Source organism: Kocuria sp. CPCC 205258, assembly GCF_040981005.1.
GTDB classification, from domain to species: Bacteria; Actinomycetota; Actinomycetes; order Actinomycetales; family Micrococcaceae; genus Kocuria; species Kocuria rosea.
The window spans coordinates 430,095-449,242 of sequence record NZ_JAVKPS010000002.1; the positions used below are offsets into that span (position 1 = coordinate 430,095).

Sequence of the window (19,148 nt, forward strand, 5' to 3'; positions counted from 1 at the left end):
GCGACACACATAGGGGATCAGCGCACGTCATGACGGCAGGGGGTTCGCATCCGGAGGGGCCGCGGAGCCGCGGGGGCCGGGCCGTCAGCACCGTCCCCTTCCGCCAGGACACGCCCGGCGCCGACCCGGACCCGCGAGCGCACGTCGCCGTCCTGCAGGGGTTCGTCGGCTCCCTGATGATGCTCGTCGGCTCGGTCGGCACCGGGTGGATCGCCAACGGCTCGCCCATGGTCCGCCACCCCCTGGTCATCGCGCTGCGGGTCGAGGGGTGGGGCGTCTACGCCTGCACCGTGCTGCTGACCGTCGGCGCCATGCTGCTGGTGCGCTCCTGGCTCCGGCTCGGGCAGCGGCTCCAGGGCGGGCCGGCGGGCGCCCAGCGCTCCGTGGTGCTGGCCGTGTGCGCCTGGTCGCTGCCGCTGTTCTTCGCCGTGCCCATCTTCTCCCGGGACGTGTACGCCTACGTCGGCCAGGGCCGTCTGATGCTGGCCGGGCAGAACCCGTACACGACCGGCATCTCCGCCCTGGAGAACTGGTTCATGCTGGGCACGGACCCGACCTGGGCCGAGGCCCGGACGCCGTACGGGCCGTACTTCCTGTGGCTGGCGCGCGCGGTCGTGGCCCTCACGGGCGCGCAGCCGGATCTCTCCGTCCTGCTCTTCCGGATCCTGGCCTGCGCCGGTGTCCTCCTCTGCGTCGTGTACGTGCCCAGGCTCGCGCGGCTGCACGGGGTCGACCCGGCCCGTGCGCTGTGGATCGCGGTGGCCAACCCGCTGTTCCTCATCAGCTTCGTGGCCAGCGCGCACAACGACGCGCTGATGCTCGGACTGGCCGTGGCGGGAACGTACTTCGCGGCCACGGGCCGCCCGGTGACCGGGGTCCTCCTGGTGACCGCCTCGATCGGGATCAAGCCGATCACCATCCTCCTGCTGCCGTTCATCGGCCTCCTGTGGGCGGGGCCGAGAGCGTCCTGGCGGCGGAAGTTCGCCCTGTGGGCGGCCACGGCGGCGATCAGCTTCGGGGTGCTGCTGCTGAGCGGGCTCCCCTACCAGCTGGGCACCGGGTGGGTCTGGGCGCTGGTCGATCCCACCCCGGGGTACACCGGGTACTCGCCCTCCGGGTTCCTGGGCCAGCAGGTCCGCGACCTCGCGAACGCGGTGGGCCTGCCGGGCGCGGCCATGGCCTCCGTGCTGCGCGACGTCCTGCAGTACGCCGCCATCGGCCTGGTCCTGCTCCTGATGTTCCGCGGCGACGACCACCGGGTGGTCCGCAGGCTCGGCCTGGCGTTCGCCGCCGTGGTGCTGCTCTCCCCGATCATCCAGCCCTGGTACATCCTGTGGTTCCTCCCCTTCCTCGCCGCGACCGGCATCAGGGACAACTGGCAGATCCGCTCCCTGTACATCGTGATCACCTTCTTCGTGATCTTCGGCGCCCAGGACCAGCTCTCCGTGTGGCCCTTCATCGAGCTGACGGTCGACGCCTCGACGATCGCGTTCGTCACCGCCCTGCTGTTCACCGCCTACCTGATGCTCCTGGACCCCCACACCCGGCACCTGCTCGTCCACGGCGGCCCGGCGGGCTGGCTCGGCCGCCGCCGCCGCCGTCGTCGTCGGAGCTGAGGCGCTCGCGGCCGTCGGTCACCGGGGTGCGGCGGGCACCGCTGCGCCGGTGCCCAGCGGGAGCCGGACGGTGAAGAGCGTGCGGCCCGGGCGGGACTCCACGTCCACCGTGCCGCCGTGCGCCTGCACCACCGAGCGGACGATGGACAGACCCAGCCCGGTGCTGCCCTCCCGGGTCTGCCGGGAGGTGTCCAAGCGGCTGAAGCGCTCGAAGAGCCTGGCCTGGAACTCCCGCGGGATGCCCGGGCCGGCGTCGAGCACGGAGGCCTCCGCCCAGCCGTCCCGGGTGGCCCGCACGGCGGCGGTCACTGCGGTGCCGGGCGGGGTGTGCTTGCGGGCGTTGGAGAGCAGGTTGGCCAGCACCTGGTGGAGCTGGGCGACGTCCGCCCGCACGGGCACCGGCTCCTCCGGCACGTCCAGGGCCCAGTCGTGGTCGGGGCCCGCGGCCGAGGCGTCGGTGAGGGCCTCGAGCACGAGCTCGCCGAGGTCGGCGTCCCGCAGCTCCGGGGGGCGGCCCTCGTCCAGGCGGGCGAGCAGCAGCAGGTCCTCGACCAGGGCGGTCATCCGCAGCGTCTGCTGCTCCACCCGGGCCAGCGAGGCGCGGCCGGTGCCGGTCAGCGGCTCGGTGAGCTGCAGCATGTCCGTGTAGCCGCGCACGGCCGCCAGGGGGGTGCGCAGCTCGTGGGAGGCGTCCGCCACGAACTCGCGCAGCCGGGTCTCGGAGTGCTGGCGCGCGGCCAGGGCCGAGTCCACGTTCTCGAGCAGGGAGTTCAGGGCGTGGCCCACCTCCCCGACCTCCGTGCCGGGGCGGGCCAGCCCGGCGGGCACGTGCTGGTCGGCGAGGGAGACCTCGCCCGAGGCCAGCGGCAGGCGGGCGACGCGGGACGCCGCCGCCGAGACCTGTTCCAGCGGCCGCAGGGCACGGCGCACGACGACGGTCCCGGCCACCGCCGTGGTCACCAGCGCGAGCAGGCTGCCCGCGGTCATGGTGGTGACGAGTTCCGCCACGGTGTCGTCGACCGACGCGGTGGGCAGCCCGGTCACCAGCACCTGGCTGCCGTTGCGCCCGTCCCGGGCGACCGACTCGACCCGGTACTCGCCCACGGACAGGTCCACGTCGGAGAGCCGCCCCTGCTCCGTGCCCGTGGAGCGCCGGGGGTCCCCGAAGCCGCGCTCGTCCGGGCTCTCGGCCGCGAAGGCGCCCGCCTCCCGCAGGGCGGCGACGTCCTCCTCGGCCAGCGGCGCGGGCTCCCCGGACTCGGTGCGGTAGGACGCCCTGACCACCTCGTCCTCCTGCAGCACGGCCACCAGGACGCCCACCGGCTGGCCGGGGGCGTCGAGGGGGTCCCGCTCCGGGGCGGGGTCCCCCCGGGTGAAGGTCAGCGCCCGCCCGGTGGCCTGGCGCAGGGATCCGTCGAGCCGCTCGACGAGGTCCTGGCGGGTGAGCTCCACGATCGTGGCGCCCAGCACGAGGAGGACCACCGCCAGGAGGACGAGCACGCCGGCGATGAGCCGGGTGGCCAGGCGCAGGCGGCGCGGGGGGAGCGGGCCGTGCGGCATCAGGACGCGGGCTTGATGACGTACCCGGCGCCGCGCACGGTGTGGATCATGGGGGAGCGGCCCGCGTCGATCCGCTTGCGGAGGTAGGAGATGTAGAGCTCCACGATGTTGGCCTGGCCCGAGAAGTCGTAGTGCCACACGTTGTCCAGGATCTGGGCCTTGGACAGGACACGGCGAGGGTTCTCCATCAGGTAGCGCAGCAGCTCGAACTGCGTGGTGGTCAGCTCGACCGGCTCCCCGGCGCGGGTGACCTCGCGGCTGTCGATGTTGAGCACCAGGTCCCCGACCACCAGGGTGGCGCTGTCCTGCGCGGCGACCCCGGAGCGCTGCACGAGCCGGTGCAGCCGGATGAGCACCTCCTCGATCGAGAAGGGCTTGGTCACGTAGTCGTCCCCGCCCGAGGCGAGCCCCTCGATCCGGTCCTGGACCGTGTCCTTGGCCGTGAGGAACAGCACCGGCACCTCGGGGTAGGACTGGCGGATCCGGGCCAGGACCTCCAGCCCGTCCAGGCCGGGCAGCATCCGGTCCAGGACCAGCACGTCGGGGGCGAAGTCCCGCGCCTGGGCGACGGCGTCGAACCCCTCGTGGGAGATCCGGGCGTCCCACCCGCACATGCCCGTGCCCATGGCCACGAGATCGGCCAGCGCCGGCTCGTCGTCCACCACCAGCACCCGGATCGGCGAGCCGTCGGGGTGGGTCAGGCGAGGCAGGACCTCGGTGAGGACGGAGAAGCTGGAGGAGTAGGACATGGGAGCTCCCGGTGCCGGGCGGACGTGACACTGCCACTGTGGCGCACCGGATTAGGCGCACGTCCTGTGGAAGCTGTGCGCAGCCTGTGCGGTGCCGCCGGGATTCTCAGACAGGCCGGGGCGGTCGGCACAGCTCCGGCACAGACTCCGGACGGACAGTGGAACCACTCGAGCCAGCCACCCACCGGACACCCAGGAGCGGACATGCGCACCATCACCATCACCGACGCCGTCGAGGCCGCCGCCCGCGCCCAGTACGAGCGGGCCGCCCACCCCGGAGCACCCCGGTGGGAGGACTGCGCCGAGTCCGACCGCGCCGTCTACCGCCACGCGGTGCGGCCCCACGTCGAAGCGGCCGCCCCGTTCATCGCCGCGCGGTCCCTGCAGGACGCGGCCACCGCCTTCGCCACCACCCGCCCCAGCGAGTCCGCCCGGCGCAGCCTCGAGTACCCGGTGGTGGAGCTGCAGGCCATGGCCTACCGGCACACGGCGGCCCAGCGCCCCGTCGGGGTGCCGTCGCCGTCGGCCCCGGTCGCGGCCCCGGTTACCGCTCCCGCTGCGGCGCCGCGCCGGGTGCGCGCCGTCCTCGGCGCACTCCGGTCGTCGAGGCGCCCCGAGGCCGTGTAGGCCTCGGGAGGTCCTGCGACCGGTCGCCCGCCGGCGGGCGCGTGGCCCGCGTCACAGCGGAAGCACAGCATTCCGAAAAGCCCACCACATGTGCGCCAGCAAAGGTGGGGTGTGCACCGGTCCTCCGACCGGTCCGGCGGGCAGGGGGTCCGCCGTCCAGCCGTGCTGAGGGGGCCGCTGTCATGACCGATTCCCGGGGCCGCCCGCCGAGGACCGTGCCGTGGGCGCCGGTCCCCGCGCGGCCGGCGAGCGCTCCGCTCGCGGACGAGACCTCGACCGGCCGCGCGACGGCCGACCCGGCCACGGGCTCGGCCGCGAGCTCGGCCGCGAGTTCCACCGCGAGTTCGGCCGCCGCACCCGCCAAGCGCCGCCTCGTCGGGGTGGACGCCGCCCGCGGCCTGGCCCTGATCGGGATGATCGCGATCCACATCCTGCCCTCGTGGGACCCGGAGACCTTCGAGCCCACGGCGCAGTGGACCGTCTTCGCCGGCCGCTCCGCGGCGCTGTTCGCCCTCCTGGCGGGCGTGGGCCTGGCCTTCAGCACCGGTGGCCGGAGACCGCACACCGGCCGGGCGATGACCGCCGACCGGGTAGGGGTGGCCGTCCGCGCGCTGCTGATCGCGGGCCTGGGGCTGGCGATCAACCACGTGCTGCCGGGGAGCACGATCGACGAGGTCCCGGCCGTCAACATCCTCGTCTACTACGGGGCCTTCTTCCTGCTGGCGATCCCGTTCCTGCGCCTGCCCGCCCGTGCCCTGTTCGTCTGGGCGGGGGTCTTCGCCCTGGCCGGTCCCGCGCTCGTGCACCTGCTGCGGGACGTCCTGCCGGTCGTGGAGCGCTACAACCCGGACTACCTCGACCTCGTCGGGGACCCCGGGGCCACCGCGGCCCGGCTGCTGCTGACCGGAACCTTCCCCGCCCTGCCGTACCTGGCCTACCTGCTGACCGGCCTGGCCATCGGCCGGCTCGACCTCGCCGGGATCCGAGTCCAGACCGGGCTGGTGCTGGGCGGGGCGCTGCTGGCCGCCGGGGCCTCGCTGGCCTCCTGGGTGCTCGTCGACCGGGCCGGCGGTCTCGACCAGCTCGTGGCCCGCACCCCCGGCTTCGACGAGGAGCTCGTCACCGAGGTCATCGTGTTCGGCCCCGACCCGACGCTGCCGACGACCACGTGGTGGTGGCTGACGGTCGGCGGCCCGTACACGAACACCCCGCCGGCCCTGCTGCTGGGCCTGGGCTCCGCGGTGGCCGCCCTGGGCGTGTTCCTCCTGCTGGCCCGCCGCTGGGCCGCCTGGCTGCTGCCGCTGAGCGCGATGGGCGCGATGACCCTCACCGTGTACTCGGCGCACCTGCTCGCGCTGGCCGCCGAGGTGCACTACGACCAGCCGCTGTGGTTCTGGATCCACGTGGCCGTGGCGATGGCCTTCGCCCTCCTCTGGCGCCAGGCCATGGGGCAGGGACCCCTCGAGCGGCTGGTGGCCGCCCTGGTGCGCGGCACCCGCCGGCGCGTGCTCGCCCGCGAGCAGCGCCCGGGCTGAGCACGCGGGCCGGGCAGCGCACGGCTGGGCAGTGCGGCTCGGGCAGCGCCCGTGCCGAGCACTGCGAATCGGGCAGCGCGGACCGGGCCCAGCGCTCCGCCCGGAGGGCGGGTGCTACCGGATCTCGGCCGGGGCGCTGCGGCGCCGCAGCGCCGCGTAGCCCAGGATGAGCAGGCCGGCCGCGGCCAGGCCGACGCCCACCCAGGCGGGGGAGCGGTAGCCCCAGCCGGCGGTGATGACGGCGCCGCCGAGGAAGGCGCCCATCGCGTTGGCCAGGTTGAACGCCGCGTGGTTCATGGCGGCGGTCAGGGACGGGGCGTCCTTGGCCTCGCGCAGCAGGCGCACCTGGAGCGAGGTCGTGAAGATCGAGCCCATGATGCCGATCCACAGCGCGCCCAGGACGGCCGCGACGGGGACGTGGACGAACAGCGCGAAGAACGCCAGGGCCACGCCGGACACCGCGCCGGCGCCGAGGGCGGTGCGCTCGATGGAGCGGTCGATGAGCGGGCCGGCCAGCAGCGAGCCCACGGTCATGCCCACGCCGAACACGGCCAGCACCCACGGCACGGTGCCGATGTCGAGACCGGTGAGCTCGGTGAGGGTCGGGGAGATGTAGGTGTAGACCGCGAACATGCCGCCGAAGCCGATCGCCCCGGCGAGCAGCGTCAGGGCCACCTGGGGCCGGGCCAGGGCGCGGATCTCCTGGGCGGCCGAGGCCATGCCCTCGTTGCGGGTGCGCGGCACCCACAGGGCCAGGGCGGCGATGGTCAGGGCGCCCAGGAGCACCACCAGGAGATAGGCGGAGCGCCAGCCGAGGGCCCCGCCCAGGGCCGCGGCGAAGGGCACGCCCACGATGTTCGCGATGGTGAGCCCCAGCATCACCCGGGCCACGGCCGTGCCGCGCCGCTCGCGGGCCACCAGGGAGGAGGCCACCACCGCGGCGACCCCGAAGTAGGCGCCGTGGGGCAGGCCGGCGAGGAACCGGGCCACGTAGAGCCACTCGAGGGAGGGTGCGGCGGCGGAGAGCCCGTTGCCCACCACGAACGTGAGCATCAGCGCCAGGAGCAGGGTCTTGCGCTCCACCCGGGCGGCGAGGGACGTGATGAGCGGCGCGCCGACCACCACGCCCAGGGCGTAGAGGGAGATGGACTGGCCGACGGCGGGGATCGAGGCGCCGAAGTCCTCGGCGATGAACGGCAGCAGGCCCATCGAGGCGAACTCGGTGGTGCCGACCCCGAAGCCGCCCATCGCCAGGGCGAAGATGGCGAGGCGGGTGCCGGCGGGACCGGGGGCGTTGACCACCTGGAGCAGGGCGGTGCGGGGTGCGGACACGGCGGGTCCTTCCGGGGAGGGCGCAGGGACGGGGAACGAGCACGTCGTCGAGCCCGAAGGAAAGGGGAGGGACAGCCTTCGATGCTACGCGCGTTCGCCCCGGTCTCCCATGCCTCCCGGTGTGATCTTCATCAGCCCGCCCGGCAGGCGCGCGGTCAGCGGAAGGCGGAGTGCCCGGTCAGCTGCTGGCCCAGGATGAGGGTGTGCACCTCGTCGGTGCCCTCGTAGGTGCGCACGGACTCCAGGTTGTTGGCGTGGCGCAGCGGTGAGTGCTCGAGGGTGACCCCGTTGCCGCCGAGCATCGTGCGCGCCTCCCGGCACACCTCGATCGCGATCCGGCAGTTGTTGAGCTTGCCCACCGAGATCATGTGGTTCTCCAGGCGGCCCTCGTCCTTGAGCCGCCCGATGCGCAGCGCCAGCAGCTGCCCCTTCTGGATCTCGAGGGCCATGTTCACGAGCTTCGCCTGCGAGAGCTGGTAGGCCGCGAGCGGCCGGTCGAACTGGATGCGCTGCTGCGAGTAGGCCAGCGCGGCGTCGAAGCTGTCGCGGGCCGCGCCCAGGGCACCCCAGACGATCCCGTAGCGGGCCTCGTTGAGGCACGAGAACGGTCCCCGCAGGCCGGGGTGGTGAGGCAGGATCGCGTCGGCGGGCAGCCGGACGTCCTCGAGGGTGATGTCGCACTGGATGGAGGCGCGCATCGACAGCTTCGGCTCGATCGGCGTGGCGGTGAACCCGGGGGTGTCCGTGGGCGCGAGGAAGCCGCGGACGCGCTCCTGCCCGCTCTCGTCGACGGCCTTGGCCCAGATCACGGCCACGTGGGCGATCGAGGCGAGCCCGATCCAGCGCTTGGCGCCGTTGAGGACCCACTCGCCGCCCTCGCGCACCGCGGTGGTCGCCATGGTCGAGGGGTCCGAGCCGGCAGTGGGCTCGGTGAGGCCGAAGCACCCGATGATCTCGCCGGCGGCCATGCCGGGCAGCCAGCGCTGCTTCTGCTCCTCCGAGCCGTGCTTGGCGATCGCGGACATCGCCAGCGAGCCCTGCACGGAGACGAACGTGCGCAGGCCGGAGTCCCCGGCCTCGAGCTCCTGCATCGCGATGCCGTACTGCACCGCGGACTTCCCGGCGCACCCGTAGCCCTGGATGTGCATGCCGAGCAGTCCGAGCTGCGCCATCTCCGGGACGATCTCCTGCGGGAAGACGGCGTCGGCGAACCACCCGGCGATGTTCGGCCGGATCCGCCGGTCCACGAACTCGCGGACGGTGTCCCGGGTCGCGAGCTCCTCGGCGCTGAGGTCTGCTTCGACGTCGAGCAGGTCGGTCGGGGCGGCGTTCATGGGTCCTCCTGAGGATCGGGGTGCGCGGATGCCTCTGACGAGGATGACGCATGCGTGACCTGGGCAACACACCGCGCCACATATTTGAGCTTTAGGTATCACTGAACTGCACATTAGGTATTTGATGTTTCACAGTGGGTCGTGGGAATGTGATCTGCACGACATCCATCCACCCCTCGGAGGACTCCTGTGACCCGACCGTCCCCCAGCGCCGTCGACGTCCCGCCCCGGGTGCGCATCGAGCGCACCGGTGCCGTGGCCGTGCTGACGCTCGACGACGAACGACGCCGCAACGTGCTCGGTCCCGAGCTGCGCACCCGGCTGCGGGCCGCCCTGGCGGAGCTCGCCGCGGACCCCGGGGTCGGCGCCCTGGTGCTCACCGGCGCGGGGGGCTGCTTCAGCGGCGGCGGCGACCTCGCCTCCATGCCGCCCGCAGGTCCCGCCGAGTCCGCCGCCCGGATGGCCGAGGTGGCCGGGCTCGTGCAGGAGCTCGCGCAGCTGGAGAAGCCGGTCGTGGCCGCGGTGACCGGGCCCGCCGCCGGCGTGGCCGTCGGCCTGGTGTGCTGCTGCGACGTGGTGGTGGCCGGCGAGAGCGCCCGGTTCCTGTTCCCGTTCACCCGCCTGGGCCTGGCCCCGGACGGCGGGCTGGTGCACTCCCTGGTCCAGCGCACGGGTGCGGCCCGCGCCCGGCGGATCCTGCTGGAGGCCGCCCCGGTGGACGCCGCCACCGCCCTGGACGCGGGGCTGGCCGACCACGTGGTGCCGGACCAGGACGTGCTCGGCGCCGCGGTCGCCCGCGCCGCGGAGCTCGCCGGCCGGGCCCCGCTCGCCGTCGCCGCCGTGAAGCGGGGGATCCGCGAGGCCTCCGGCTCCCTCGGGGAGGCCCTGGACTTCGAGCGGGACCACCAGCCCGCGCTCTTCGGCACCGCCGACTTCCTGGAGGGCAAGCAGTCGTTCTTCGAGAAGCGGGTCCCCTCCTTCTCCGGGCGCTGAGCGCCGCCACCGCACGTCGAAAGGTCATCATGAGGACAACGAAGTCACGGCTCGCCGCTCTGGGCGCCGTCGCGGTGCTGGGGCTGACCGGCTGCGCGAGCGCCGAGGGGGACGAGCCGGTGGGCCCCAACGGCCTGCCGCAGCAGCTGGTGTGGTCCACCTACAACGTGGGCACCGGCACCTACAACGATCTCGCGGCCATCGCGAACACCCTCACCAACGAGGAGGGGGTGCAGGTGCGGCTGATGACGGCCGACACCGGCATCGGCCGGCTGGCACCGCTCGTGAACGGCACCGTGGACTACTCGCGGGCCGGGGACGAGTACTACTACGCCTTCGAGGGCGACTACGAGTACGCCAGCGAGGAGTGGGGCCCCCAGGACATCCGCATGGTGTGGGCGCCGCTGGGCAACTACGGCCTGCTGGTGCGCGAGGACAGCGGCATCGATTCCTTCGCGGACCTCGAGGGCAAGCGGTTCCCCGAGCTGACCGCCAACACGTCCATCAACAACAAGATGGAGGGCTTCCTCAACTACGGCGGCCTGACCGGGGACGACGTCCAGAAGGTCCCCATCTCCTACGGCGAGCAGATCGCCGGTCTCGAGGCGGGCCAGATCGACGCCCTGTACCAGAACGTGGTCGGCTCCAACATCGACGAGCTCGCGTCCTCCACGGACGTCAAGTGGCTGGGCTTCGACGACCCGGACCCGGCCCGCTACGAGACCTGGGAGGAGCTCATGCCCATGGTGTCGGTCGGCGAGGTCACGAACGCCGCCGGGATGGACGAGGGCGAGAGCGCCCGCGTCCTCGAGTACACGATCCCGCTGACCACGATGGGCTCCCGCGACGCGGACGAGGTCTACCACCTCGTGAAGTCGATGGTCGAGAACTACGAGCACTACGAGGGCACCACCCCGGACACGAAGCAGTTCGGCTTCGACGCCGTGCTCAAGGAGCCGCTGGTGGTCCCCTTCCACGAGGGCACCGTCCGCTACTTCGAGGAGCGCGGCGTGTGGACCGAGGAGCTGGAGCGGAAGAACGACGAGCTGATCGAGCGCGGCGAGCGGATGCGCGAGGCCTGGCCCGGCGTCGTCGAGTCCTCCTCCTCCGCGGAGGAGCTCGAGCAGAACTGGACGGACTGGAAGACCGACGAGCTGGACGGCGAGGAGACCGACGATGCGAACTGAGACCCGGGTGACACCGTTCTGGCGGACGGTGGTGATCGTGCTGACCGTCCTGGGCGTGCTGCTGGCCATGAACCAGGTCTTCTTCTGGAACGTGGGCGGGCTGTCCCTGCTGACCAACTCCTACCTGTACCTGATCCTGGCGGTGTTCCTGCCGGTCGTGTTCATCGTCAACCCCCTGTGCAAGATCCCGCTCGCGCAGCAGGTGGAGGCCCAGCAGGAGCACGGATCCGGCGGCAGCACCGCCCCGGTCCGTGAGCGCCGGGTCCAGTGGTTCGACGTCCTGCTCATGGTCGTCGCGGCGGCCGTGTGCGGCTACTTCGCGGTCAACGGGACGCGGATCAAGGACTTCGGCTGGGAGTACATGGCGCCCACCACCGCCACGGTCGCCGCGTTCGTGCTGTGGCTCGTGGTCCTCGAGGCCCTGCGCCGCACCGGCGGGCTCACGGTGACGGTCATCGCGCTGCTCTTCTCCCTGTACCCGCTGGTCGCCGAGAACCTGCCGATCGGCGTCCTGCAGGGCGTCACCTACGACCTGCCGACCCTGGCGCAGGTGCACATCATGGGCGCCGAGGGCGTGCTGGGCCTGCCCATCCAGACCGCGGCGACCATCCTGATCGGCTTCCTGGTCTTCGGGGTGGCCCTGCAGCACACCGGCGGCGCGGACTTCTTCCACAACCTCTCCATGTCGATCTTCGGCCGCTACCGCGGCGGCGCGGCGAAGGTGTCCGTGGCCAGCAGCGCCGCGATGGGCATGATGAGCGGCAGCGCCGTCTCCAACGTCCTGACCACCGGGCCCATGACCATCCCGGCCATGAAGCGCTCCGGGTTCAGCCCCACCTACGCGGGCGGCATCGAGGCCACGGCGTCCTCCGGCGGGTCCATCACCCCGCCGATCATGGGCACCGCGGCGTTCCTCATGGTCTCCTTCGTGGGCGTGCCCTACACGGAGATCCTGGTGGCCGCGACCATCCCCGCGGTCCTCTACTTCCTCGGCATCTACCTGCAGGTGGACGGCTACGCCGCCCGCAAGGGGCTCAAGGGCGTGCCCGTGGCCCAGCTGCCCCGGGCCCTCACCACGCTCGTCCGCGGCTGGCCCTACGTCCTGGCCCTGGCCCTGCTGACCGGGCTGCTGTTCCTCACGAACTCCGAGACCCAGGTGCCGTACTGGGTGATCCTGGTGCTGCTGGTCGTGGCCGTGCTGCGCCCGGGCCAGAAGTTCGGGCTGCGCGAGTTCGCCGACTTCCTCGTGGACTCCGGCCGGACGCTGGGCAACATCATCGGCATCATCGCCGGCGTGGGCCTGATCGTCGGCGGCCTCACCGCCACGGGCGTGAGCCTGTCCCTGGCCCGCGAGCTGGTCTCGCTGGTCGGCGACAACGTGGTCCTCATCCTCATCGCCGGCGCCGTGACCTGCTTCATCCTGGGCATGGGCATGACGATCTCCGCGGCCTACGTGTTCCTGGCGATCGTCATGGTCCCGGCGGTCATCGACCTGGGCGTCAACCCGCTCGCGGCGCACCTGTTCGTCATCTACTGGGCGTCCGTCTCCTACATCACCCCGCCGGTGGGCCTGGCCGCCTTCGCGGCGGCGGGACTGGCCAAGGCCCCCGCCATGGCCACCAGCGTGGCGGCCATGAAGCTCGGCGCGGTGAAGTACATCGTCCCGTTCGGCTTCGCCCTCAACCCCGCGCTGGTCGCCCAGGACTCGCCCGGCCGGATCCTGCTGGCCTTCGCCCTGAGCATCGTGGGGGTCTACGCCCTGGCCTCGGCCATCGAGGGCTGGACGGTCGGCTTCGACCGCCGGATGCCCGCCCTGTTCCGGGTCGCGGCCGCGGTCGGCGGGTTCCTGCTGTTCCTGCCCACGCCGCTCAGCGCCGTCGCCGGCCTGGTCCTCGTGGCCGGGAGCGTGCTGCTGACCTTCCTCACCGTGCGGACCGGACCCACGGACGACGACGACGCCGCTCCCGCCCCGGCCCCCGCGCCCGCCACCGCCACCGTCTGACCGGAAGGACCCGCCATGACCGACACCACCACGGACACCACCACCACGCCCGGCAACAGCACGGGCACCGCCCTCGACACCGGGACCGGCACCGTCACGGCCGAGCTGCGGGGCAGGGTCGCCGTCGTCACCGTGAACCGCCCAGAGGTGCGCAACGCCCTGAACGCCGGGGTGCTGGACGGGATCGAGGCGGCGCTCGACGCGCTGGAGCGGCGCGAGGACGCCGGCGCCGTCGTCTTCACCGGCGCGGGGGAGAAGGCCTTCGTGGCCGGGGCGGACATCTCCCAGCTGGTCGGCTACACGCTGCGGGACGGCCTGCGGGCCCGGATGCAGCGCCTCTGGGACCGGATCCAGGACCTCGAGCTGCCCACGATCGCCGCGGTCAACGGCTTCGCGCTGGGCGGGGGCAACGAGCTGGCGATGTCCTGCGACATCCGCGTGGCGGCCGGCGGCGCCCGCTTCGGACTGCCCGAGACCAACCTCGGCATCCTCCCCGGCGCCGGCGGCACCCAGCGGCTGTCCCGGCTCGTCGGGCTCGGCCGGGCCCAGGAGATGATCCTCACCGGCCGGATCATCGACGCGGAGGAGGCCCTGCGCATCGGACTGGTGACCAGCGTGGTCCCGGCGGACGAGCTGATGGACGCGGCGCTCGCCACCGCGGACACGATCCTCGCCAAGGGCCCCCTGGCGGTGCGGCTGGCCAAGCTCGTGGTGCGCAACGGCGCCGAGACGGACCAGCGCACCGGGCTGCTGCTCGAACGGCTGGCCCAGTCCCTGCTCTACGCCTCCGACGAGAAGGCCGAGGGCGCGAGCGCCTTCCTGGAGAAGCGCCCCGCCCGCTTCCGCGACGACGACTGACCACCGGCCCCAGCCCCGGTCCCGAACCCCATGGCCCCACCGACGGGTCCCACCACATCCTCCGAGGAGCAGACATGAACCCCCAGCCGAGCATCGACGCCGTCCGAGACGTCCTGGTCGTGGGATCCGGTGCCATGGGCACCCAGATCGGGGCGGTCTTCGCCCTCGCCGGCTACACCGTCACCACGAGCGACCTCGACCCCGCCGCCCTCGAGCGGTCCCGGGACGAGGTGCACCGCCGCCTCGGCCGGCTCGCCGAGAAGGGCACCCGGAGCCGGGAGGACGTCGACGCCGCCCTCGCCCGGATGGCGTACACCACCGACTCCCTCGAGGCGGCCCGCACCACCGACTTCGTGCTCGAGGCCGCCGTGGAGCGCCTCGACATCAAGCGGCAGCTGTTCGCGGACCTCGACGAGGCCGCCCCCGAGCACGCGATCCTCGCGACCAACTCCTCGACCATCCCCTCGTCCCTGCTCACGGACGCGACCGGCCGGCCGGACCGGGTGTGCAACATGCACTTCTTCAACCCGGCGCTGGTCATGGCCTGCGTCGAGGTGGTGCGCAACCCGCAGACCTCCGACGCCACCGCGGAGACCACCACGGAGCTCGCCCGCCGGCTCGGCAAGCAGCCCGTCCGGCTCCACCACGAGGTCCCCGGCTTCGTGGCCAACCGCCTCCTCGGGGCCCTGCGGGACGAGGCGCTGCGCCTCGAGGCCGACGGCGTGGCGAGCTTCGAGGACATCGACGTGGCCGCGCGGACGGCCCTGGGCCACCCCATGGGGCCGTTCGAGCTCATGGACCTGGTCGGCATCGACGTGGCCTACCTGATCCGGCTGGCCCAGCACGAGCAGAGCGGGGACCCCGACGACCTCCCGCACCCCTCCGTGGAGAAGCTCTACGAGCAGGGCCGGTACGGCCGCAAGACCGGCCGCGGCTGGTACGAGTACGCCGGCTGAGCCCGGACGAGACGCGACGACGAAAAGAGAGAACATGAGCCACTTCGAGGACGCCCACGACTTGCAGGAGATCTTCGGCCGCCCCGGCACGGGCCCGCTCGCCGGGGTGGTGGTGGCGGATCTCAGCCGCGTGCTCGCCGGCCCCTACTGCACCATGCTGCTGGCGGACATGGGCGCGACCGTCATCAAGATCGAGAGCACCGCCGGGGACGACGCCCGCGCGTGGGTCCCGCCCCACCGGGACGGCGAGAGCACGTTCTTCCTCTCGGTCAACCGCAACAAGCACTCCATCGCCCTGGACTTCTCGGACCCCGAGCAGCTCGCGGTCGTGGAGCGGATCATCGCCCGGGCGGACATCCTGGTGGAGAACTTCAAGCCCGGCGGCCTGGTGCGCTACGGCCTCGACTACGAGAGCGTCAGCGCCTGGCGCCCGGACCTCGTCTACGCCTCGATCACCGGCTTCGGCACCGCCGGCGGGGCCGACCTGCCCGGCTACGACCTCCTGGCCCAGGCCCTCTCCGGGATGATGAGCCTCACCGGCGGCCAGCACGGCGAGCCGTACCGGGCCGGCGTGGCCCTCTTCGACGTCATCACGGGCCTGCACGCCTCCACCGGCATCCTGGGCGCGTTCCACGAGCGGCAGTCCTCCGGGACGGGCCAGCACGTGGAGCTGAACCTGCTGACCTCGGCGCTGTCCGGGCTGGTCAACCAGTCCGCCGCCTACGTGGCCGGCGGCAGCGTCCCCACCCGGATGGGCAACGAGCACCCGAGCCTCTACCCCTACGAGCCCTTCCCCACCCGGGACAAGGACATGGTCATCGCGGTGGGCAACAACGGGCAGTTCGCGCGGCTGTGCCGGTGCCTCGGCGCGCCCGAGCTCGCCGAGGACGAGCGGTTCGCCACGGTGTCCGCGCGCAACGCCAACCGGGTGGAGCTGCGCCGGCTGATGATCGAGCGGCTCGCCGCCCGGGACGCCGAGGACTGGTTCGAGCTGCTCAAGGCGGTCAAGGTGCCCTGCGCCCCGATCCTGGGGGTGGACGAGGGCGTCCGGTTCGCGGAGGGCCTCGGCCTGGACCCGGTGGTCCTGGCCGGGACGGGGGGCCGGGAGGTCCCCACGGTCCGCCACCCGGTCGACTTCAGCCGCACCCCGGTCGACTACACGCAGGCCCCGCCGCTGCTCGACGCCGACCGGGACCGCGTCCTGGCGTGGCTCGAGCGCGGCGAGCCCGCGGTCCGGCAGGCGTCGTGAGCGCCGTGCACACCACCGTGCTGCCCGTGCGCTGGTCCGACCAGGACCTGAACCGGCACGTCAACAACGCCCGCGTGGTCACCCTGATCGAGGAGGCGCGGCTCTCGGCGGTCGCCGCCTGGCTGGGGGAGGACGGCGTCCCGGACCCCGCCCGGCCGCGCGTGGTGGTCTCCCTGACGCTCGACTACCTGCGCTCCATCGACCACGGCCCCGAGCTCACGGCCCGCGTCTGGGTCTGCCGCCTCGGCCGGTCGTCCTACACGGTGGCCTACGAGCTGGTCCAGCACGGGCAGGTTGCCGTCCGCGCCCGGACGGTGCTCGTGCAGAAGGACCCGGCCACGGGCCGCTCCACCCCGCTGCCGGTGTCGGTGCGGGCCGCCCTGGAGGGCGTCGTCGTCCCGGAGCCGGAGCCGGACTCCGTGACCGTGCGTGCATGACCGCGTTCCGGAGGGGCCGGCCCGCCCTGCGGGCGCGGCGGATCGCCTATCCGGCGCTGCTGGCCACCACGGCCATGGGCACGATGTCCTCGAACGTGATCAACGCGCCGCTGTACGTCATCCAGACGGACCTCGGCATGACGGCCCAGCAGTCGGTGCTGGCCGTGAGCGCCTTCACGGTGGCCATGGCCACCGCCGTCCCCCTCGCCGGCTGGCTCGGGGACCGGCTCGGGGTCAAGACCTTCCTGATCTCGGCGCTGGGCGTCATGGTCCTCGCGGAGCTCACGGCGGCCGCGGCGGCCGGCACGGAGTCGCTCGTGCTCGCCCGGATGGTGCAGGGCGCGGCGTGCAGCGCGATCCCGCCCTGCGTGCAGGCGGCCCTGGTCACCACCTGGCCGGAGCGGACCGCGCAGACCATGGGTGCGTGGGCCTCCGCCATCGGCGTGGGCCAGGCCGTGGGCCCGCCCTTCGGCGGTGTCCTCACCGAGGCGCTGAGCTGGCGCTGGGTCTTCGTGGTGCACGCCGGGCTGGTGCTCGTGCTGATGGTCCTCCTGGTGGCGTTCATGCCCCGGATCGGGCGGCGGCGCCCGCCGATGCACGTGGCCGCGATGGCCTGGCTCGTCCTCGGCGGCGGCTCGACGGCCGCGGCCGTGGTGCTGGCCGGGCAGTCCGGCCCCTGGTCCTGGGCGGCGGCGAGCGCGGTCTGCGCGGTGCTCGGCTGGTGGCTGTTCGCCCACCTCTGCCGGCGCCGGGCCCGGCGGGCCGCGTCCGGGGCGACGTCCCCGCGGCCCCTGCTGGACCCGGCCCTGCTGCGGGACCCCGCCTACCTCACGGCCGCGGCCGGAGCGGGGCTGGCGATGGGGTCCATGGCGGTGGCCATCGTGGCCGTGCCCCTGTTCCTCGCCTCGGACCTGGACCTGGGCCCGGCCCGGATCGGCGCCGTGGTCTTCACCCTGGCGCTCGCCATGACGGCGGCGGGACCCGTCGCGGCGCGGGTGGGCCGCCGGCACGGCAGCGGCGTCCAGCTCGGCCGTGGGGTCCTGATCCTCGTGGTCGCCGCCCCGGTGGTCACGCTGGCCATGGTCTCGTCCGGTCTGGGCGTGGCCCACTGGGTGATCGTGTCCCTGGTGGTCCTGGGGCTCGTGCTCGCCGGGACCGGCATCGCCTTCGCCCAGAGCGCGGCGGCCACGGAGCTCCTGCTCTCGCCCGCCGGGGGCTCCGGGACCGCGATCGGCATCCACAACATGGCCCGTTTCCTCGCGATGGCCGTGGGCTACTCCGGGGTCTCCCTGGCGTGGGCCACCGGCGCCTCGCTCCTCGTCTTCCCCGCGGTCGCCCTGACCGCGCTGGGACTGCTCGCGATCCTGCGGGCCACCCGCCGGGAACGCCCGGCGACACCGACCACTCCGACCACCGCGGGTCCTGGGACCCGCCGACGAAAGGACCGACCATGACCACCATCTCCAGCGCCCCCTCGACCGAGGCCCCGGCCGCCGTCCGCGCGGGCGCCGCGACCTCCGACTACTTCCGGCTCGACGACGACCTGACGCCCGAGGAGATCGCGATCCGGGACCGGGTCCGCGAGTTCGCCCAGCAGCGCGTGCTGCCCGTGATCAACGACTACTGGGAGCGCGCCGAGTTCCCCTGGGAGCTGGTGCCCGGCCTGGCGGAGCTGGGCATCATCGGCACCACGATCCAGGGCTACGGCTGCCCGGGGATGTCCCGCAAGGCCGCCGGGATGGTGGCCCGGGAGATGGCGAGGGCCGACGGCAGCATCAACACGTTCCTGGGCGTGCACGGCAACCTGTGCATGGGGGCGCTGAACATGCTCGGGTCCGAGGAGCAGAAGCAGCGCTGGCTGCCGGCGATGGCGCGGCTGGAGAAGACCGGGGCGTTCGCCCTCACCGAGCCGGAGCACGGCTCGGACTCGGTGGCCCTGGAGACCTCCGCCCGCCGTGAGGGCGAGGAGTGGGTGATCGACGGGCACAAGCGCTGGATCGGCAACGGGGACGCGGCCGACGTCGTCGTCCTGTTCGCCCGCAACACCGAGGACGGGAAGGTCAACGCCTTCGTCGTGGAGAAGGACGCCGAGGGCAACCACCCGGCCGGGTACCGGCCCGAGGTGATCACCGGCAAGGTCGGCAAGCGGGCCATCCAGCAGGCCGACATCGTGCTCGAGGGCCTGCGGGTCCCGGCGGGCAATCGCCTCGAGAACTGCCGGTCCTTCAAGGACGTCTCCCGGGTGCTGCAGGCCACCCGCGGCGGCGCCGCGTGGGAGGCGGTCGGCCACGGCATGGCGGCCTTCGAGATCGCGGCCGACTACGCCGCGACGCGGCAGCAGTTCGGCCGGGCCATCGGCGGCTACCAGCTGGTCCAGTCCCGGCTGGCGAACATGCTCAGCGAGCTCACCACCATGCAGCTGCTCTGCGACCGCATGGCCGAGCTCGCCGACCGCGGTCAGCTGTCCAACGCGCAGGCCTCCATGGTGAAGATGGCCACGGCGCAGAAGGGCAAGTGGATCTGCAACGAGGCCCGGGACCTCCTGGCCGGCAACGGGCTGCTGCTCGAGAACCACGTCGTCCGGCACATGACGGACATGGAGGTCGTCTCCACCTACGAGGGCACCGACTCCATCCAGGCGCTGCTCGTGGGCCGGGACATCACCGGGGTCTCGGCCTTCAGCTGAGCACCCCCTTCGGCGAGAGGGCGGGGG

The 19,148-nt window shown here is 73.1% G+C and carries 16 protein-coding genes; 12 read left to right on the plus strand and 4 right to left on the minus strand.

Annotation, left to right across the window (positions count from 1 at the left end; all coding sequences use genetic code 11):
* Window positions 1-29: 29 nt before the first annotated feature.
* The gene (mptB, locus tag RF644_RS05315; protein WP_368795696.1) at window positions 30-1,616 is read left to right on the plus strand and encodes a polyprenol phosphomannose-dependent alpha 1,6 mannosyltransferase MptB; all 1,587 of its coding nucleotides are present in this window, start codon (window positions 30-32) and stop codon (window positions 1,614-1,616) included.
* 18 nt (window positions 1,617-1,634) lie between these two features.
* On the opposite strand, the gene RF644_RS05320 is transcribed toward mptB, so the two are convergent.
* Entirely contained in the window at window positions 1,635-3,176 is a 1,542-nt protein-coding gene (locus RF644_RS05320) for a sensor histidine kinase (RefSeq protein ID WP_368795697.1), read from the minus strand.
* Window positions 3,176-3,925 carry a response regulator transcription factor gene (locus tag RF644_RS05325; protein WP_126346771.1) on the minus strand — a complete coding sequence of 250 codons (750 nt, stop codon included), beginning with the start codon at window positions 3,923-3,925 and terminating at the stop codon, window positions 3,176-3,178. The genes RF644_RS05320 and RF644_RS05325 overlap by 1 nt, the downstream gene beginning before the upstream one ends.
* Window positions 3,926-4,129: 204 nt before the next feature.
* Between RF644_RS05325 and RF644_RS05330 the strand changes: the two genes are divergently transcribed.
* Together RF644_RS05330 and RF644_RS05335 are read left to right on the plus strand one after the other, a co-directional pair.
* Complete coding sequence (locus RF644_RS05330; RefSeq protein WP_368795698.1) at window positions 4,130-4,552, plus strand: hypothetical protein; 423 nt, start codon at window positions 4,130-4,132, stop codon at window positions 4,550-4,552.
* Window positions 4,553-4,734: 182 nt separating this feature from the next.
* On the plus strand, window positions 4,735-6,087 hold the full coding sequence (locus RF644_RS05335) for a heparan-alpha-glucosaminide N-acetyltransferase domain-containing protein (RefSeq protein ID WP_368795699.1): 1,353 nt from the start codon (window positions 4,735-4,737) through the stop codon (window positions 6,085-6,087).
* 114 nt (window positions 6,088-6,201) lie between these two features.
* Here RF644_RS05335 and RF644_RS05340 read toward each other — a convergent pair whose 3' ends face one another.
* Both RF644_RS05340 and RF644_RS05345 read right to left on the minus strand, forming a co-directional pair.
* Window positions 6,202-7,419: an MFS transporter gene (locus RF644_RS05340; RefSeq protein WP_368795700.1), complete on the minus strand. Its 1,218-nt coding sequence runs from the start codon at window positions 7,417-7,419 to the stop codon at window positions 6,202-6,204.
* Between the two features lie 155 nt (window positions 7,420-7,574).
* Window positions 7,575-8,753: an acyl-CoA dehydrogenase family protein gene (locus tag RF644_RS05345; RefSeq protein ID WP_368795701.1), complete on the minus strand. Its 1,179-nt coding sequence runs from the start codon at window positions 8,751-8,753 to the stop codon at window positions 7,575-7,577.
* A 189-nt stretch (window positions 8,754-8,942) separates the two neighbouring features.
* On the opposite strand from RF644_RS05345, the gene RF644_RS05350 reads away from it, so the two are divergent.
* The 9 genes from RF644_RS05350 to RF644_RS05390 all read left to right on the plus strand — a co-directional run bounded on the left by RF644_RS05350 (window position 8,943) and on the right by RF644_RS05390 (window position 19,121).
* Window positions 8,943-9,746 carry an enoyl-CoA hydratase/isomerase family protein gene (locus tag RF644_RS05350; RefSeq protein ID WP_368795702.1) on the plus strand — a complete coding sequence of 268 codons (804 nt, stop codon included), beginning with the start codon at window positions 8,943-8,945 and terminating at the stop codon, window positions 9,744-9,746.
* Between the two features lie 29 nt (window positions 9,747-9,775).
* Entirely contained in the window at window positions 9,776-10,933 is a 1,158-nt protein-coding gene (locus RF644_RS05355; RefSeq protein WP_115163236.1) for a TAXI family TRAP transporter solute-binding subunit, read from the plus strand.
* Entirely contained in the window at window positions 10,923-12,935 is a 2,013-nt protein-coding gene (locus RF644_RS05360; RefSeq protein WP_368795703.1) for a TRAP transporter permease, read from the plus strand. The genes RF644_RS05355 and RF644_RS05360 overlap by 11 nt, the downstream gene beginning before the upstream one ends.
* A 15-nt stretch (window positions 12,936-12,950) precedes the next feature.
* The gene (locus tag RF644_RS05365) at window positions 12,951-13,793 is read left to right on the plus strand and encodes an enoyl-CoA hydratase/isomerase family protein (RefSeq protein WP_368795704.1); all 843 of its coding nucleotides are present in this window, start codon (window positions 12,951-12,953) and stop codon (window positions 13,791-13,793) included.
* A gap of 74 nt (window positions 13,794-13,867) precedes the next feature.
* Window positions 13,868-14,749, plus strand: a complete 882-nt coding sequence (locus RF644_RS05370) for a 3-hydroxyacyl-CoA dehydrogenase family protein (protein ID WP_309058058.1) — start codon at window positions 13,868-13,870, stop codon at window positions 14,747-14,749.
* 34 nt (window positions 14,750-14,783) lie between these two features.
* The gene (locus RF644_RS05375) at window positions 14,784-15,998 is read left to right on the plus strand and encodes a CaiB/BaiF CoA transferase family protein (RefSeq protein WP_368795705.1); all 1,215 of its coding nucleotides are present in this window, start codon (window positions 14,784-14,786) and stop codon (window positions 15,996-15,998) included.
* Entirely contained in the window at window positions 15,995-16,435 is a 441-nt protein-coding gene (locus tag RF644_RS05380) for an acyl-CoA thioesterase (protein WP_368795706.1), read from the plus strand. Before RF644_RS05375 ends, RF644_RS05380 begins: the two co-directional genes overlap by 4 nt.
* Entirely contained in the window at window positions 16,432-17,889 is a 1,458-nt protein-coding gene (locus RF644_RS05385) for an MFS transporter (protein ID WP_368795707.1), read from the plus strand. The genes RF644_RS05380 and RF644_RS05385 overlap by 4 nt, the downstream gene beginning before the upstream one ends.
* Window positions 17,886-19,121 (plus strand): acyl-CoA dehydrogenase family protein, encoded by a 1,236-nt coding sequence (locus tag RF644_RS05390; protein ID WP_368795708.1) that lies wholly within the window; start codon window positions 17,886-17,888, stop codon window positions 19,119-19,121. The genes RF644_RS05385 and RF644_RS05390 overlap by 4 nt, the downstream gene beginning before the upstream one ends.
* The last annotated feature ends 27 nt before the right edge of the window (window positions 19,122-19,148 follow it).

Bases quoted from the DNA above. Each gene is read 5' to 3' on its own strand.
- RF644_RS05375 (WP_368795705.1), top strand. From the start codon at position 14,784: ATGAGCCACTTCGAGGACGCCCACGACTTGCAGGAGATCTTCGGCCGC.
- RF644_RS05325 (WP_126346771.1), bottom strand. From the start codon at position 3,925: ATGTCCTACTCCTCCAGCTTCTCCGTCCTCACCGAGGTCCTGCCTCGC.
- RF644_RS05355 (WP_115163236.1), top strand. From the start codon at position 9,776: ATGAGGACAACGAAGTCACGGCTCGCCGCTCTGGGCGCCGTCGCGGTG.
- RF644_RS05345 (WP_368795701.1), bottom strand. From the start codon at position 8,753: ATGAACGCCGCCCCGACCGACCTGCTCGACGTCGAAGCAGACCTCAGC.
- RF644_RS05365 (WP_368795704.1), top strand. From the start codon at position 12,951: ATGACCGACACCACCACGGACACCACCACCACGCCCGGCAACAGCACG.
- RF644_RS05390 (WP_368795708.1), top strand. From the start codon at position 17,886: ATGACCACCATCTCCAGCGCCCCCTCGACCGAGGCCCCGGCCGCCGTC.
- mptB (WP_368795696.1), top strand. From the start codon at position 30: ATGACGGCAGGGGGTTCGCATCCGGAGGGGCCGCGGAGCCGCGGGGGC.
- RF644_RS05360 (WP_368795703.1), top strand. From the start codon at position 10,923: ATGCGAACTGAGACCCGGGTGACACCGTTCTGGCGGACGGTGGTGATC.
- RF644_RS05385 (WP_368795707.1), top strand. From the start codon at position 16,432: ATGACCGCGTTCCGGAGGGGCCGGCCCGCCCTGCGGGCGCGGCGGATC.
- RF644_RS05320 (WP_368795697.1), bottom strand. From the start codon at position 3,176: ATGCCGCACGGCCCGCTCCCCCCGCGCCGCCTGCGCCTGGCCACCCGG.
- RF644_RS05335 (WP_368795699.1), top strand. From the start codon at position 4,735: ATGACCGATTCCCGGGGCCGCCCGCCGAGGACCGTGCCGTGGGCGCCG.
- RF644_RS05370 (WP_309058058.1), top strand. From the start codon at position 13,868: ATGAACCCCCAGCCGAGCATCGACGCCGTCCGAGACGTCCTGGTCGTG.
- RF644_RS05330 (WP_368795698.1), top strand. From the start codon at position 4,130: ATGCGCACCATCACCATCACCGACGCCGTCGAGGCCGCCGCCCGCGCC.